Consider the following 14,259-nt stretch of genomic DNA (forward strand, 5'->3'; position numbering starts at 1 on the left):
CAACTCAGCAGGCGTACATCGCCAGCTTGCGCTGGATGAAATCCAGGAAGCACTGGATGCGCAGCGCCAACTGGGTGTTGCGGTAATACACCGCGTGGATCGGCTGACGGTAGCCATTGTTGGCCTCGCTCAGCAGCACCTGCAGGCGCCCTGTGCGGATATCTTCGTGGGTCATGAAGTGCGACAGGCTGACGATGCCCTCCCCGGCCAGCGCCAGCTGGCGCAGGGTTTCGCCGCTGGAAGCAACCAACGCCGGGCGGATGCTCCAGCGATCGCCCTGAGCGTGACGTAGCGGCCAATGATTGAGCGACTCCGGTTGGCTGAAGCCGAGCAGACAGTGGTTGGCCAGCTCCTCAACCTGCCGTGGCGTGCCGTGCTGCTCCAGGTAGGCCGGACTGGCCAGCACCTGCACCGGACTACAACCCAGGCTGCGCGCGTGCAGGCTGGAGTCGGCCAGCTCTCCGATGCGGATCGCCACATCAGTGCTCTGCTCCAGCAGGTCGATGATCAGGTCGTCGGTGTTGAGCTCCAGTTCGATGCCCGGGTACTGGCGGCGGAACTCGCCAATCCACGGCAGGATGGCATGCAGCATGAACGGCGCAGCGGCATTGATGCGCAATCGCCCGGTCGGGGTCTGGCGGTTCATCGACAGACGCTCTTCCATCTCGTCCATCTGCTGCAGGATCAGCCGCGAGCGCTCAAGAAAGTAGCGCCCCTCTTCGGTAAGGTCCATGCGCCGGGTGGTGCGGTTGACCAGCGTGGTGCCCAGCTTGCCCTCCAGGCGCGACAGGGTGCGGCTGACGGCAGACGGGGTCTGGCCCATCTGCTCGGCAGCAGCGGAAATCGAGCCGCAGTCGATGACGGCGACGAATACCTGGAGTTCTTCAGATCGGGTTTTCACATCAGGGCCTGTGGTTGGTCTGTGCAAGGATTAGATAACCGCTTGTCGAGGCCAAGTCCAGCGGCGCCTGAACGGGCCTCTTCGCGGGCTTGCCCGCTCCCACAAATACTGCAAAGTCCTTGAAACCTGCGTAATACCTGTGGGAGCGGGCAAGCCCGCGAAGAGGCCGGTACAGGCATAAAATTACTGTGCCTTGCCAAACACCTTGTCCAGATGGGCCTCATAAGCTGCCAACGCCGCCGGCACATCCGGGCGCTTCATCACATCCACAGCCAGGAAGGTCGGCAGGCCGGTCATGCCGAGGAACTGGTTGGCCTTGTGGAACGGGAAGTACACGGCATCCACCCCTTTGCCTTCAAAGAAATCGCTCGGGTCATCGAACGCCTGCTGCGGCGCGTTCCAGGTCAGCGACAGCATGTACTGCTTGCCGTGCAACAGGCCACCGCTGCCGTACTTCTGCGAATGGTCCGAACGGGTACGGCCATCGTTGGCATACAGGCTGCCATGGCCAGCGGTAAAAACTTCGTCGATGTACTTTTTCACGGTCCAGGGTGCGCCCATCCACCAGCCCGGCATCTGGTAGACGATCACATCGGCCCAGAGAAACTTCTCTACCTCGGCCTGCACGTCGTAGCCGCCGTCGATGAAGGTTTCCTGCACATCGAAGCCGGCGCGGTCCAGGTGAGCGATGGCTGCTTCGTGCAAGGTCGCGTTGAGGCGGCCTTAGGAGTGAGCGAACTGTTTACCACCATTGAGCAGAAGAATCTTTTTCATGCTGGCCTCCCGGGCCGAGTCAAAATTTGATGCCGGCAGGTTAGAGGCTCGCGGGGGCGGGATACAGGGGTGACTGGGCAAAATACAATTGACCGGAAGTCACGAATGAGCAAAGTATTATTGCCGTAGAATCGACTCACCACCCATCACCGAGTAGCGCCCCATGAGTGAGCAGTTTGCCTTTATCCTCAAAGCCAAGACCCGCCCGGAAATGGCTGATGCGTTCGAAACCCTGTTCCGCCCCTACGTCGAACCCAGCCGCCAGGAGCCGGGCTGCATCGAGTACCACATGCTGCGCGACCAGCAGGACCCGAGCCTGTTTGTGTTCTTCGAAGTGTGGGCCGACAAGGCCGCGCTGGATGTGCACTCGGCCTTGCCGCACATGACCGCGTTCTTCGAAAAGCGCATGGACTACCTGGAGCGCGATTTCGATATCCAGCGGGTCGACATGCTCAGCGCATCAAGCGCTAGCCGTTGATCAGCAAGTGGCCGCCCAGGGCGGCCAGGCCGATGAAGAAGCAACGCTTGAACAGCAGCGCGCTGATGCGCTGACGCAAGCACTGCCCGGCCAGCATGCCGACCAAGGCGGGCGCCAACATCAGCAGTGAAGCCCCCAACGCCTGGCCACCGAGGGCATCCTGCCCGGCCAGGCCAACGGCCAGCGCCAGGGTCGACACCGTGAACGACAGGCCCAGGGCCTGGATCATCTGTTCACGGCTCAGGCCCAGGCTTTGCAGGTAGGGCACAGCAGGTATCGCGAAAACCCCGGTTGCCGCGGTGACCACCCCCGTCACCAGCCCGCAGACCGGCCCAAGCCAACGCTCGTGCGCCGGCGCGAGGTGCAAGGCCGGGCCGACCAGCCCGTACAACGCATACACCAGCAAAGCCGCACCCAGCGCGTGGATGGCCCATGGGCCACTGTTGATCCCCAGCCAGGCACTGCCCAGCAAGGTGCCAATGAAGATCAGCGCCAGCATCGGCCCCAGCCGCACCAGCAACGCCCGCAGGTGCCCGCCGCTGGCCAGTTGCCAAAGGTTGGTGAGGGTCGACGGCACGATCAGCAGCGCAGCTGCCTGCGCCGGTGGCATAGCCAGGCCCAGAAGGCCCATGGCGATGGTCGGCAGGCCCAGGCCGATCACCCCTTTGACCGCGCCGGCCAGCAGGAAGGTAAGCACTACCAGCAGCGAAAGGGCTGGGCCAATGTTCTGGTAGAAAGCAAGCAAAGTAGTCATGGGCTAATGATGGCGGTTTCCGGGCAGCGGGAAAATCTGCCATATACTCAGCCAGACTCTTGTGAAGACAGAGCCACATGCATTTCGACCTGATCGACCTCAAGCTGTTCCAGCACACTCTGGAGTGCGGCAACATCACTGCCGGCGCCAGCCGCAGCCACCTGTCGCTGCCGGCAGCCAGCGCACGCATCCGCGCCATGGAGGCATCGCTGGGTATCCCGTTGCTGCAGCGCAACCGCCGTGGCGTGCAGCCGACACCGGCGGGTCAGGCACTGCTGCAGCATGCACGCCTGATAGCGCAGCAGGTCGAGCGCCTGCAGTTTGATCTGGGCCAGTACGCACAAGGGCAGCAGGGCCAGGTACGCCTGCTGTGCAACACAGCAGCACTCACGGAGTACCTGCCGGAACTGCTGGCCAGCTACCTGGCTGCAAATCCCGGGGTCAGCGTAGATGTGCAGGAGCTGCCGAGCCTGCGCATCGTGCAGGCGATTACCCAGGGCATGGCGGACCTTGGCATCGTTTCCACCGCAGCGCCCAACGAACATCTGCAAACCCGGCCATTTCGCGACGACCCGCTGGTACTGGTGACGCCCTTGGGCCACCCGCTGGCCAGTGCGGTCGCGCCCAGTTTCATCGACAGCCTGGTGCATGGCCATGTCGGGCTGGGTGCCGCTAGCGCGTTGGCGTTGTACCTGGAAGAACAGGCCCTGCGTGAGGGGCGCCGTATGCACGTGCGGGTGCGGGCCGAGGGTTTCGATGGGGTGATCCGCATGGTTGCAGGCGGGGCCGGGGTCGGGGTGGTGCCGCTTGCAGCCGTGAAGCGCTGGCAAGGCGTGCTGCCGTTGCACTGGGTGGCGCTGGAGGAGGCGTGGGCCAACCGCAAGTTGCTGGTGTGCGCGCGGGATTTTGCGGCGTTGCCGGGCTATGCCGCAGCATTGGTGACCACCCTCACCCGTTGAAGCGTCAGTGCCCACACAGTAAGTGCATTTTTTCGGCCGGTCGCACACAATCCCCCCATCGCACCACGAAAAAGGATTTTCCAGTGGCATCGATCTACCAGCTCAAACCGCGCTTCCAGGCCCTGCTGCGCCCAGCAGTCCAGCGCCTTTACGACCGCGGTGTCACCGCCAACCAGGTTACCGTCGCCGCCGCCGTGGTGTCGGTCCTGCTGGGCCTGCTGCTGGCCGCCCTCCCCCACGTTACCTGGCTGTTCATCCTGATACCGGTGTGGATGCTGCTGCGCATGGCACTGAACGCCGTCGACGGCATGCTGGCCAGGGAGTTCGGCCAGCAATCTACCCTCGGCGCCTACCTCAACGAACTCTGCGACGTGATCGCCGACGCCGCCCTGTACCTGCCCTTCGCCCTGCTGACCGGGGTTTCTCCGGTGCTGGTGGTGCTGGTGGTGCTGTGTGCCACCTTCAGCGAATACGCCGGCGTCATGGGCCCGCTGGCTGGCGCCTCGCGCCGTTACGACGGCCCCATGGGCAAAAGCGACCGGGCCTTTGCCTTCGGCGTGCTGGGCACCGGCGTCGCTTTTGGCCTGCTGAATGGCAGCTGGATCAATGGCCTGCTGCTGGTCATCCTCACGCTCTCGCTCTATACCCTCTACAACCGGGTTCGCCAAGGGCTGGCCGAAACCCGCTGAGCCCAAAGCCGCCGCAAAAAGGACGTTGATAATGCGCCAAGCGCAAGTGCTGCACTTCTCCACCCATGACGGTGTCGAGTTGCACTACCGTCATTGGTCTGCCACCCGCAACGAGCACCAGCCACGCCGGGCCGTGGTGATGTTCCACCGCGGCCATGAACACGGCGGGCGCATGGCCCACCTGGCCGATGAACTGGACATGCCGGGCTATGACTTCTTCGCCTGGGATGCCCGCGGCCATGGCCAGTCGCCAGGCGCACGCGGCGACAGCCCAGGGTTCGCCACCAGCGTGCGCGACGTGCAAACCTTCATCGAACATATCCAGGCCCATCACGGCATCGCCGAGCACGACCTGGTGGTGCTGGCGCAAAGCGTCGGCGCGGTGCTGATTGCCACCTGGGCCCACGACTACGCGCCCAAGGTACGCTGCCTGGTGCTGGCCTCGCCCGCGTTCAAGGTCAAGCTGTACGTGCCATTCGCCCGCCTTGGCCTGAAGCTGCTCAAGGCCTTGCGCGGCAACTTCTTCGTCAACAGCTACGTCAAGCCACGCCTGCTCACTCACGACCCCGAGCGGGTGATGTCGTACGTGGCCGACCCGCTGATCAGCCGGCCGATTTCGGTGACCATGCTGCTGGGCCTGTACGAAGCCGCTGACCGGGTGGTGGCGGATGCCCAGGCCATTCAGGTACCCACCCAGTTGCTGGTATCCGGGGCCGACTTCGTGGTCGAGCGCCAGCCGCAGGAGCGCTTTTTCGAACGGCTGGGCAGCACACGCAAGGAAATGCACATTCTGCCGGGCTTCTTCCACGACACCCTCGGTGAGCGTGACCGGGCCCACGCCCTGAAGCGCATCGAACGGTTTGTGGAGCACTGCTTCACCAGCCCCGCCGCCCGGCCCTCACTGCTCGATGCCGACAAGACGGGCCCCAGTTGCGCCGAAGCCGAAAGCCTGGCCGCACCGTTGCCGCGCCACTCGCCGCGTGACCTTTACTGGCGCGCCACCCGCGCCGGGCTTAGCCTGGGCAAGGGGTTGTCTGCGGGGGTGAAGCTGGGCTTCGACACCGGCTTCGATTCGGGCAGCACGCTCGACTACGTGTACCGCAACCAACCGACCGGCAAGGGCCAGCTGGGCCGCCTGGTCGACCAGAACTACCTCGACGCCATCGGCTGGCGTGGCATTCGCCAGCGCAAGCTGCACGTCGAGGAACTGCTGCGCCTGGCCATCGCCCGACTGCGCGAACAACAGCGGCCTGTGCACATTGTCGATATCGCCGCCGGCCATGGCCGCTACATCCTCGAAGCCCTGCAAGACCTTGAGCAGTTGCCGGACTCGATCCTGCTGCGCGACTACAGCGAGCTTAACGTGCAGCAAGGCAGCGCGCTGATCACTGAGAAGGGCCTGGCCGACATCGCCCGCTTCGTCCAGGGCGATGCCTTCGACCGCCAGAGCCTGGCCACGCTGGAGCAACCGCCGACCCTGGCGGTGGTCTCGGGGCTCTACGAACTGTTCCCCAGCAACCAACTGGTGGGCAACTCGCTGGCCGGCCTGGCCGATGCCGTGGAAGATGGCGGTTATCTGGTCTACACCGGCCAGCCGTGGCACCCGCAACTGGAGATGATCGCCCGCGCCCTTACCAGCCACCGGGGTGGCGAGGCCTGGGTGATGCGACGCCGCAGCCAGGCCGAAATGGACCAGTTGGTAGAGGCGGCCGGTTTCCGCAAGCTGGCCCAACGCATCGATGAATGGGGGATTTTCAGCGTTAGCCTGGCACAGCGGGTGCGCTGAATGAACCCACCACGCGAGCCAGGGCTGATCCGCCGGGGCGTGTTCTGGCTTCTGCTGCTGGGGCCGTTGTTTTTCCTCAGCTATGGGCTGGCGAACAACCATACCGCCGGGCGCAGTGATGTCGGCAGCCTGGTGTTCGGTTGGGAGCGCAGCATGCCGCTGTGGCCCTGGACGATCATCCCGTACTGGTCAATCGACTTGCTTTACGGGCTGTCTTTTCTGCTGCCGCGCACACGCCAGGAAATGGACCGGCACGCGCTGGCACTGCTCAGCGCACAAGTGATCAGTGTCACCTGCTTCCTGCTGTGGCCGCTGCGGTTCACCTTCGAACGGCCGGAGCTGGGTGGGCTGTTCGGCTGGCTGTTCGATGTACTGATGGGCTTCGACAAACCGTTCAACCAGGCGCCATCGCTGCACATTGCGCTGCTGGTGATCATCTGGACGATGTTTGCCCGGCATGTGCAGCACCTGCCCTGGCGATGGCTGATGCATGGCTGGATGGCGTTGATCGGGGTGTCGGTACTGACCACCTGGCAGCATCATTTCATCGATGTACCCACGGGTGCATTGGCGGGGTTTGCCTGCGCCTGGCTGTGGCCGCATCAGGGGCAACTGCCCTGGCAGCAGGCGCACCTTGCACGGGATGCCAAGCGCTGGCGGATGGCGTTTTATTATGCCGTGGGCGCTGTTTTGTGCGCTGTGCCTGCCGTTGTGTCGGGCGGTGCCTGGTTGTGGTTGGCCTGGCCGGCCGTGTCGCTGGCACTGGTTGCGCTGAACTATGGTGTGTTGGGTGCAGGCGGGTTTCAGAAAGGCGCCGATGGCCACTTGTCGAGTGCGGCCAGCTGGCTGCTGGCACCCTACCTGGTCGGTGCGTGGGTCAATTCGCGGCTATGGACCCGGCACCATCCGCAGGCCGATGAAGTGTGCGATGGCGTGTACCTGGGGAGGATCCCGGGGCGCAGCACGCCGTTCGCTGCGATTGTCGATTTGTGCGCCGAGTTGCCTTGCGCTGTCAGCCGCCCTGCTGCGGGCATTTGTGGGAGCGGCCTTGTGTCGCGAAAGGGCTGCGCAGCAGCCCCGGCAATGTCTGCTGCGAAGCTGAACGGGGGCCGCTTCGCGCCCCTTTCGCGACACAAGGCCGCTCCTACATCGGCCGCGCCAGCCTTTGAGTATCAGTGTTTCCCTACCCTGGACCTGATAGCGCCGGACGCTGCCCTGTTACAACAGGCCGCCAACGCCATCGAACGCCTGCGCGCCCAAGGCCCCTTACTGGTCTGCTGTGCGCTGGGCTATTCACGCAGCGCCAGCGCCGTGGCCGCCTGGCTGCTGCTCTCCGGCCGCTGCAGCGATGCCCGGCAGGCCGAAGCACTGATCTGCAAAGCCCGCCCCGGCAGCATTCTGCACCCGGCACACCGCCTGGCCTTGCAACAGCTTGGAGCACAGCCATGAACCTGCGTGTGGTAGCCAGCCTGCTGGGTCGCGGCAAACAGCTGGAACGCTTGTCCGACGGCCTCACCCTGCTGGCCCTGGCCTACGGCCTTGCACCTTTGTTGGGTGCCCCACTTCAACCGCTGGCCAGCCTGCTGTGCGGCGTGCTGCTGGTGCTAGGCGTAGTGCACAAGTACTGGGCCATCCGCGTGGCCATAGATGCCGAACTGTTCACCCACCTCGCCAGCAGCAACCACCTGGCAGCGGACACCCAGGCCCTGGACCGCGCCCTGTTCGAGCTGAAACTGAAACCGCAGGCCACGGACGCCCGGGCCTGGCCTGATCGCAGCCAGGCCGCACTGAACCTGTTGCGCCGCCAGGCAGTGTGCCTGGGCCTGCAGTTGTCGCTGGCCTTGGCTACCCTGCTGACACTGCCTTTGAAGGGATGACCACCGATCCATGCTCGCCAACCTGACCGCCTACCTCATCACCTCCGCCGCCCGTCTGATCACGGGTGCCCGCGCCCTGTGGCTGGGTTGCACGCCGCTGCCAGTGCAGCGCCTGTACTTCGCCAACCACAGCAGCCACGGTGACTTCGTGCTGCTGTGGGCTTCACTGCCGCAGCCCTTGCGCAAACGCACCCGCCCGGTGGCCGGCGCGGACTACTGGGCCAAACCGGGCATCCGCGATTTTCTCATTCGCAAGGTGTTCAACGGCGTATTGATCGACCGCCAACGCAGCGAAGGCCAGGGCAGCCCGCTACAGCCGATCCTTGAAGCCGTGGCTCAAGGCGACTCGCTGATCTTCTTCCCGGAAGGCACGCGTAATCTGGGCGACGAGCCACTGATGCCGTTCAGAAGCGGGTTGTACCACCTGGCCGCGGCCAACCCCGACGTCGAACTGGTACCGGTATGGATCGCCAATCTCAACCGGGTGATGCCCAAAGGCCGCGCCCTGCCCCTGCCGTTGCTGTGCACACTGAGCTTTGGCGAACCGCTGCACCTGCACGCAGATGAAAGCAAGCAGGCCTTTCTCGAGCGGGCCAGCCAGGCCCTGCTGACCCTGGCCCCGAAGGATGCCTGACATGGACGACAACACCCTTTTCCTGTTCGCCGGCATCGGCGCCCTGCTGCTGCTCGCCAGCGTGACCGGCCGCCTGCTGAAGTGGCGCGCCGGCCCGGCGCCACACGCGGTGATCGACAACCTCAACGCTCGCATCAACGCCTGGTGGGTGATGGTGCTGGTGATCGGCATCGCTTTCCTGTTCGGTAAATACGGCGTGATCGTGCTGTTCTATGGCGTGTCGTTCTACGCCCTGCGCGAGTTCATGACCCTCACCCCGACCCGGCGCAGCGACTACCCGGCGCTGGTGGCAGCGTTTTATGTGGCACTGCCGGTGCAGTACGTGCTGATCGCCATGGACTGGTACGGCCTGTTCAGCATCTTCATCCCGGTGTACCTGTTCCTGCTGCTGCCGATTTTGGCCAGCTTCGGCGGCGATACCACACGCTTTCTCGAACGGGCGTCAAAAGTGCAGTGGGGGCTGATGATCGCGGTGTACTGCGTATCGTCGGTGCCCGCCTTGATGACCCTGGACATCCCCGGCTACGAGGGGCGGAATCTGCTGCTGATCGCCTGGCTGATCCTGGTGGTGCAGATCAGCGACGTGCTGCAATACGTGTGCGGCAAGCTGTTTGGCAAGCACAAGGTGGCCCCCAACCTGTCACCGTCCAAGACCGTAGAAGGGTTGGCCGGCGGCGTAGCACTGGCCACCCTGATCGGCGCCCTGTTGTGCTGGATCACCCCGTTCACCTTCTGGCAGGCCGCGCTGATGGCGTTGGCGGTCAACGCCATGGGCTTCTTCGGCGGGCTGGTGATGTCGGCGATCAAGCGCGACCGCGGGGTGAAGGACTGGGGCCACATGATCGAAGGCCACGGCGGCATGCTCGATCGCATGGACTCGGTGTGCTTTGCCGCGCCGGTGTTCTTCCACTTTGTGCGGTACTGGTGGGCGTAGCGAATGCGCGCATCTGCGATCAGTGTGAAAGCGAAAATCTGCACTGTAACGCGGACGTTGATACCCCCCTGGGGTATCGACCATCACTGTACCGGCTACTTGAGATAAGACCGCAACAACGTAGCCACCTTGTCCGCCTCGTCCTGCCGTTCCTCGGCACTCAGGCCGTCCGCCACGAGGTGATCGCGGATGTGCCCTTCCATCACCTCGGCCATCAGCCCGTTCACCGCGCCGCGCACGGCAGCGATCTGCTGCAGGATCGCCAGGCAGTCCTTGTCCTGCTCCAGCGCCGTCTCCAGGGCGGCGGCTTGGCCTTTGATCTTGCGCACCCGGGTCAACAGCTGCTTCTTGCTCTTCAGGGTATGTGCCATTGGGTTTCACGCCATGCTAGGTATACTGGGGTATAGTATTTTTCTCGATCTTCCGGGAGCATGATAAACCATGGCGACACAAACCTCAGACCGCTGGCAGCACAGCCACCAGTTCCACACCAGCAACCTGGGCGCTGAGCGCAAAACCCGCCTGGCGGTTTGGCTGACCGCAGTGATGATGGTGGCGGAGGTTGCCGGAGGCTGGTACTTCAACTCCATGGCGCTGCTGGCCGACGGCTGGCACATGAGCTCCCACGCCCTGGCACTTGGCCTGTCCTTGCTGGCCTACGCTGCCGCTCGGCGCTATGCAGGTGACCGGCGCTTTGCCTTCGGCACCTGGAAGATCGAAATTCTCGGCGGCTACTCCAGCGCATTGCTATTACTGGGCGTGGCCGGACTGATGGCGTTCCAGTCGGTGGAACGGCTGTTGGTGCCGGGACAGATCCACTATGACGAGGCGATCTTGATTGCCGTGGCGGGCCTCGCCGTCAACCTCGTCTGCGCCTGGCTGCTACGCGATGACCATCATCATGACCATCACCCTCACAGCCACGATCATCACCACCACCACCACCACCACCACCACCACCACGACCTGAACCTGCGCTCGGCCTACCTGCATGTGATGGCCGATGCCGCCACTTCGGTGCTGGCCATTGCTGCCTTGCTGGCCGGCAAGTTCTGGGGCGCCAGTTGGCTCGACCCAGCGATGGGCCTCGTCGGTGCGCTGCTGGTCGCGCTGTGGGCCCGTGGCCTGCTGCGCGATACCGGGCGAGTGTTACTGGACGCCGAGATGGACGCCCCGGTTGTGGCGGAAGTCCGCGCAGTGGTCGCGCAATTGCCGGTGCCGGCCAGTATCACCGACCTGCATGTCTGGCGGGTGGGCAGGGACCAGTACGCCTGCATTCTTGGCCTGGCCACCCAGGCCACATTGAATGCCGACGGCGTGCGCCAGGCCCTGGCCGTGCACGAAGAGTTGGCGCACATCACTGTCGAGGTAAACCGCCTGCCATAGCGCGACCAGACACCTGGACGTCGAGCCCAGGCAACTGCGGCGCGGCCGTTGGGCCTATGGTGACCCGTCATTCAGCCAGTCACCAGGAGTTGTGCCATGTCCGATTTCATCACCGTCCTGCGCGAAACCTGCCCGACGCCGGTCGTGGACGCCACCAAGTGGAAGCGCATCGGCGGCGATCCGCACACCGTCAACCTCAATGCCTACCTGTCGGCCGACGGCAGCAAGATCATGGGCACCTGGATCTGCACCCCGGGCAAGTTCGAGGTCAACTACGATAAATGGGAGTTCTGCCACTTCCTCGATGGCTACTGCATCATCACCCCGGAAGGCGAAGAGCCCAAGCACCTGAAGGCGGGTGATGTGTTCGTGATCGAACCGGGCATGAAAGGTACGTGGGAAGTGGTCGAGACTGTACGTAAGTATTTCGTCTTCGCCTGACTTGCAGGCGCGGGTTTACCTGCTAATGCGGCGGTGAGGCTTCTGCAGCATTCGCGTGTGAACCCGCGCCTACAACAGCCGCGCAATACCTGTAAGCGTGGACAAAAAAATCGCGGAGCAGACGCCCTTCCCTCTGGTGCGCAGTTACAGAGGGAAGGCCACCTGGCCCGCGATGAAGTCCACCTCTAGCATCACTCTTTCTTGCGATAACCCTCGACGATGGCCGAGAAGTCCTTGCCACCCTCGCCTCGCAGGCTCATGGCCTGGTACAACTGCTGGGCCACGGCACCGAGAATCACCGGTTGGTGTGCCTGGCGTGCCGCTTCGGTAGCCAGCCCGAGGTCCTTGAGCATGAGTTCGGCGCCAAAGCCACCGGTGTAGCCACGCGATGCCGGAGCGGTTTCGATGATGCCCGGCCACGGGTTGTAGGTGTCCGAGCTCCAGCAACGCCCGGTCGAACTGTTGATGATGCCGGCCAGCACCTTGGTATCGATACCCAACGCGTTACCCAGGGCCATGGCCTCGGACACGCCGATCATCGAAATGCCGAGCAGCAGGTTATTGCAGATCTTGGCGATCTGGCCGGTACCGACTTCCCCGCAGTGCACGATGTTGCGGCCCATCTGCTCCAGTACCGGCTTGAGGCTGGCGAACAACTCGGTACTGGCGCCGACCATGAACGTCAGGGTGCCGGCCGCCGCGCCGCCAGTACCACCGGAAACCGGCGCATCCCCCATGTCCACACCCTTTGCCGCTGCGGCCTTGGACACATCACGTGCGGTCTGCGGGTCGATGGTGCTGCAGTCAACGGTCGGCGTGCCAGGGCGAATGCCGGCCAGTACGCCGTCCTCGCTCAAGTACACGCTGCGCACATGGGCTGCGGCCGGCAGCATGGTGATCACCAGCTCGCTGTTGGCCGCCGCGTCCTTGGGCGAGGGGCTGATCTGCCCGCCCAGTTCTGCCAGCTCGGCAAGCACGGCCTTGTTCAGGTCGAACAGGTTCAGCTGATGCCCGGCCTTGATCAGGTTGCGGGCCATGGGCGCGCCCATGTTGCCCAGGCCGATGAATGCGATACGCATGACGTACTCCTTAGCGCAGGCTAATGGTGGTGTTCACACCGTCGTTGACGCTGTCGTCATCGAACCAGCGAGCAGTGACGGTCTTGGTCTGAGTGTAGAACTGCACCACTTGCTTGCCGTACGGCCCGAGGTCACCGAGTTTGGAACCCCGCGAGCCGGTGAAGCTGAAGAACGGTACGGGTACCGGGATCGGGATGTTGATGCCGACCTGGCCAATATCGATTTCGCTCTGGAACTTGCGGGCCGCAGCGCCGCTCTGGGTGAACAGGCCGGTGCCGTTGCCGAACGGGTTGGCGTTGACCAGGGCGATGGCCTCGTCGAGCGTATCGACTTCCAGGGTCACCAGCACCGGGCCGAAGATTTCCTGGGTATACACCTGCATGTCGGTCTTCACGCCCGAGAACAGGGTTGGGCCGACGAAGTTGCCTTGCTCGTAGCCCGGCACCTTGACGTCACGGCCGTCGAGTTCCAGCTTGGCGCCTTCCTTGATACCGCTTTCGATCAGGCCCAGCACACGCTCCTTGGCACGCTTGGAAACCACCGGGCCAACGTCGGTGCCCGGCTCACAGCCAGCATTGACCTTGAGCTTGCTGGCGGCCTCCTTGATATCCGGCAACCATTCGCGGGCCTTGCCCACCAACACGGCCACGGAGGTCGCCATGCAGCGCTGGCCCGCCGCGCCAAAGGCAGCCCCCACCAGCGCATTGATGGTTTGCGTGCGGTTGGCATCAGGCAACACCACCGCGTGGTTCTTGGCGCCCATCATTGACTGCACACGCTTGCCATGCTGGCTGCCAAGGTTGTAAACGTGCGTGCCGACTTCAGTAGAGCCCACGAAGGAAATCGCCTTGATGTCCTGGTGGGTGCAAATGGCATCCACCACCTGCTTGCCGCCGTGCACCACGTTCAGCACACCGGCCGGTACGCCGGCTTCCAGCGCCAGCTCGACCAGTAGCATGGTCGACAACGGGTCCTGCTCGGACGGTTTGAGCACGAACGTGTTGCCGCAGACAATGGCCATGGGGAACATCCACAGCGGGATCATTGCCGGGAAGTTGAACGGGGTGATGCCAGCGCATACGCCGATCGGCTGGCGCAGGGTGTAGGTATCGACACCGCCGGCGACGTTCTCGGCAAATTCGCCCATCTGCAGGGTGCCAATGGACGCCGCGTGCTCGACCACTTCCAGGCCGCGGAAGATATCGCCTTCAGCGTCGGCCAGGGTCTTGCCCTGCTCGGCGCTGAGCACCTGGGCAATGCGTTTGGTGTGTTCGCGGATCAGCGCCTGCAGCTTGAGCATGATGCGCATGCGGGCGCCGATCGGGGTGTTACGCCACGTCTGGAAAGCACGGTGAGCAGCGGCCACGGCTGCATCGACTTCCTCGACGGTGGCGAACGGTACGCGTGCCAGCACCTCTTGGGTGGCCGGGTTGACGATGTCACGCCATTCGGTGGTCTTGGACTCGACCCACTGGCCGTCGATCAGCAGCTTGACCTGCTCGACCTTGGTGCTGTTAGGGGATTGCGGTGCGTTCATCTGCGTTCTCCTTGGAATTGTTGTCGGGAC

The 14,259-nt window shown here is 63.9% G+C and carries 15 protein-coding genes and 1 pseudogene; 10 read left to right on the plus strand and 6 right to left on the minus strand.

What is annotated here, in order from left to right:
* Positions 1–4: 4 nt before the first annotated feature.
* On the minus strand, positions 5–901 hold the full coding sequence (locus tag ACF8O8_RS03770) for a LysR family transcriptional regulator (protein WP_003251593.1): 897 nt from the start codon (positions 899–901) through the stop codon (positions 5–7).
* A 183-nt stretch (positions 902–1,084) separates the two neighbouring features.
* Positions 1,085–1,675 (minus strand): annotated as a pseudogene (locus tag ACF8O8_RS03775) (NAD(P)H-dependent oxidoreductase).
* A gap of 163 nt (positions 1,676–1,838) precedes the next feature.
* Between ACF8O8_RS03775 and ACF8O8_RS03780 the strand changes: the two are divergent.
* Positions 1,839–2,153 carry a putative quinol monooxygenase gene (locus ACF8O8_RS03780; protein ID WP_264360784.1) on the plus strand — a complete coding sequence of 105 codons (315 nt, stop codon included), beginning with the start codon at positions 1,839–1,841 and terminating at the stop codon, positions 2,151–2,153.
* Here ACF8O8_RS03780 and ACF8O8_RS03785 read toward each other — a convergent pair.
* Positions 2,143–2,907 (minus strand): sulfite exporter TauE/SafE family protein, encoded by a 765-nt coding sequence (locus ACF8O8_RS03785; protein WP_392509264.1) that lies wholly within the window; start codon positions 2,905–2,907, stop codon positions 2,143–2,145. The two genes, ACF8O8_RS03780 and ACF8O8_RS03785, sit on opposite strands and share 11 nt — an antisense overlap.
* 77 nt (positions 2,908–2,984) lie before the next feature.
* Here ACF8O8_RS03785 and ACF8O8_RS03790 point away from each other — a divergent pair, with 77 nt between their 5' ends.
* From ACF8O8_RS03790 to ACF8O8_RS03820, 7 genes are all read left to right on the plus strand, one after another.
* Positions 2,985–3,866, plus strand: a complete 882-nt coding sequence (locus ACF8O8_RS03790; RefSeq protein ID WP_392509265.1) for a LysR substrate-binding domain-containing protein — start codon at positions 2,985–2,987, stop codon at positions 3,864–3,866.
* Between the two features lie 83 nt (positions 3,867–3,949).
* Positions 3,950–4,555, plus strand: a complete 606-nt coding sequence (locus tag ACF8O8_RS03795; protein ID WP_392509266.1) for a CDP-alcohol phosphatidyltransferase family protein — start codon at positions 3,950–3,952, stop codon at positions 4,553–4,555.
* A gap of 31 nt (positions 4,556–4,586) precedes the next feature.
* Entirely contained in the window at positions 4,587–6,341 is a 1,755-nt protein-coding gene (locus tag ACF8O8_RS03800; protein WP_392509267.1) for a bifunctional alpha/beta hydrolase/class I SAM-dependent methyltransferase, read from the plus strand.
* Positions 6,342–7,790, plus strand: coding sequence for a phosphatase PAP2/dual specificity phosphatase family protein (locus tag ACF8O8_RS03805; protein WP_392509268.1), 1,449 nt, complete (start codon positions 6,342–6,344; stop codon positions 7,788–7,790). It abuts the gene before it with no gap.
* A complete protein-coding gene (locus ACF8O8_RS03810) occupies positions 7,787–8,218 on the plus strand; it encodes a hypothetical protein (protein WP_392509269.1) in 432 nt (143 codons plus the stop codon). The genes ACF8O8_RS03805 and ACF8O8_RS03810 overlap by 4 nt, the downstream gene beginning before the upstream one ends.
* Positions 8,219–8,228: 10 nt before the next feature.
* Entirely contained in the window at positions 8,229–8,852 is a 624-nt protein-coding gene (locus ACF8O8_RS03815) for a lysophospholipid acyltransferase family protein (RefSeq protein WP_016497906.1), read from the plus strand.
* A 1-nt stretch (position 8,853) separates the two neighbouring features.
* Positions 8,854–9,786 carry a phosphatidate cytidylyltransferase gene (locus ACF8O8_RS03820; protein ID WP_233692908.1) on the plus strand — a complete coding sequence of 311 codons (933 nt, stop codon included), beginning with the start codon at positions 8,854–8,856 and terminating at the stop codon, positions 9,784–9,786.
* 95 nt (positions 9,787–9,881) lie between these two features.
* Here ACF8O8_RS03820 and ACF8O8_RS03825 read toward each other — a convergent pair whose 3' ends face one another.
* A complete protein-coding gene (locus ACF8O8_RS03825) occupies positions 9,882–10,157 on the minus strand; it encodes a metal/formaldehyde-sensitive transcriptional repressor (protein WP_233692907.1) in 276 nt (91 codons plus the stop codon).
* Positions 10,158–10,227: 70 nt separating this feature from the next.
* Between ACF8O8_RS03825 and dmeF the strand changes: the two genes are divergently transcribed.
* Both dmeF and ACF8O8_RS03835 read left to right on the plus strand, forming a co-directional pair.
* Positions 10,228–11,172, plus strand: coding sequence for a CDF family Co(II)/Ni(II) efflux transporter DmeF (gene dmeF / locus ACF8O8_RS03830; RefSeq protein WP_392509270.1), 945 nt, complete (start codon positions 10,228–10,230; stop codon positions 11,170–11,172).
* A 96-nt stretch (positions 11,173–11,268) separates the two neighbouring features.
* A complete protein-coding gene (locus tag ACF8O8_RS03835) occupies positions 11,269–11,613 on the plus strand; it encodes a cupin domain-containing protein (protein ID WP_003251579.1) in 345 nt (114 codons plus the stop codon).
* Positions 11,614–11,804: 191 nt separating this feature from the next.
* On the opposite strand, the gene mmsB is transcribed toward ACF8O8_RS03835, so the two are convergent.
* Entirely contained in the window at positions 11,805–12,692 is an 888-nt protein-coding gene (mmsB, locus tag ACF8O8_RS03840; RefSeq protein ID WP_012053718.1) for a 3-hydroxyisobutyrate dehydrogenase, read from the minus strand.
* A 10-nt stretch (positions 12,693–12,702) separates the two neighbouring features.
* On the minus strand, positions 12,703–14,229 hold the full coding sequence (locus tag ACF8O8_RS03845; protein ID WP_003251574.1) for a CoA-acylating methylmalonate-semialdehyde dehydrogenase: 1,527 nt from the start codon (positions 14,227–14,229) through the stop codon (positions 12,703–12,705).
* Positions 14,230–14,259: the final 30 nt, after the last annotated feature.

Source organism: Pseudomonas sp. TYF_14, assembly GCF_043105275.1.
Taxonomy (GTDB): Bacteria; Pseudomonadota; Gammaproteobacteria; order Pseudomonadales; family Pseudomonadaceae; genus Aquipseudomonas; species Aquipseudomonas alloputida.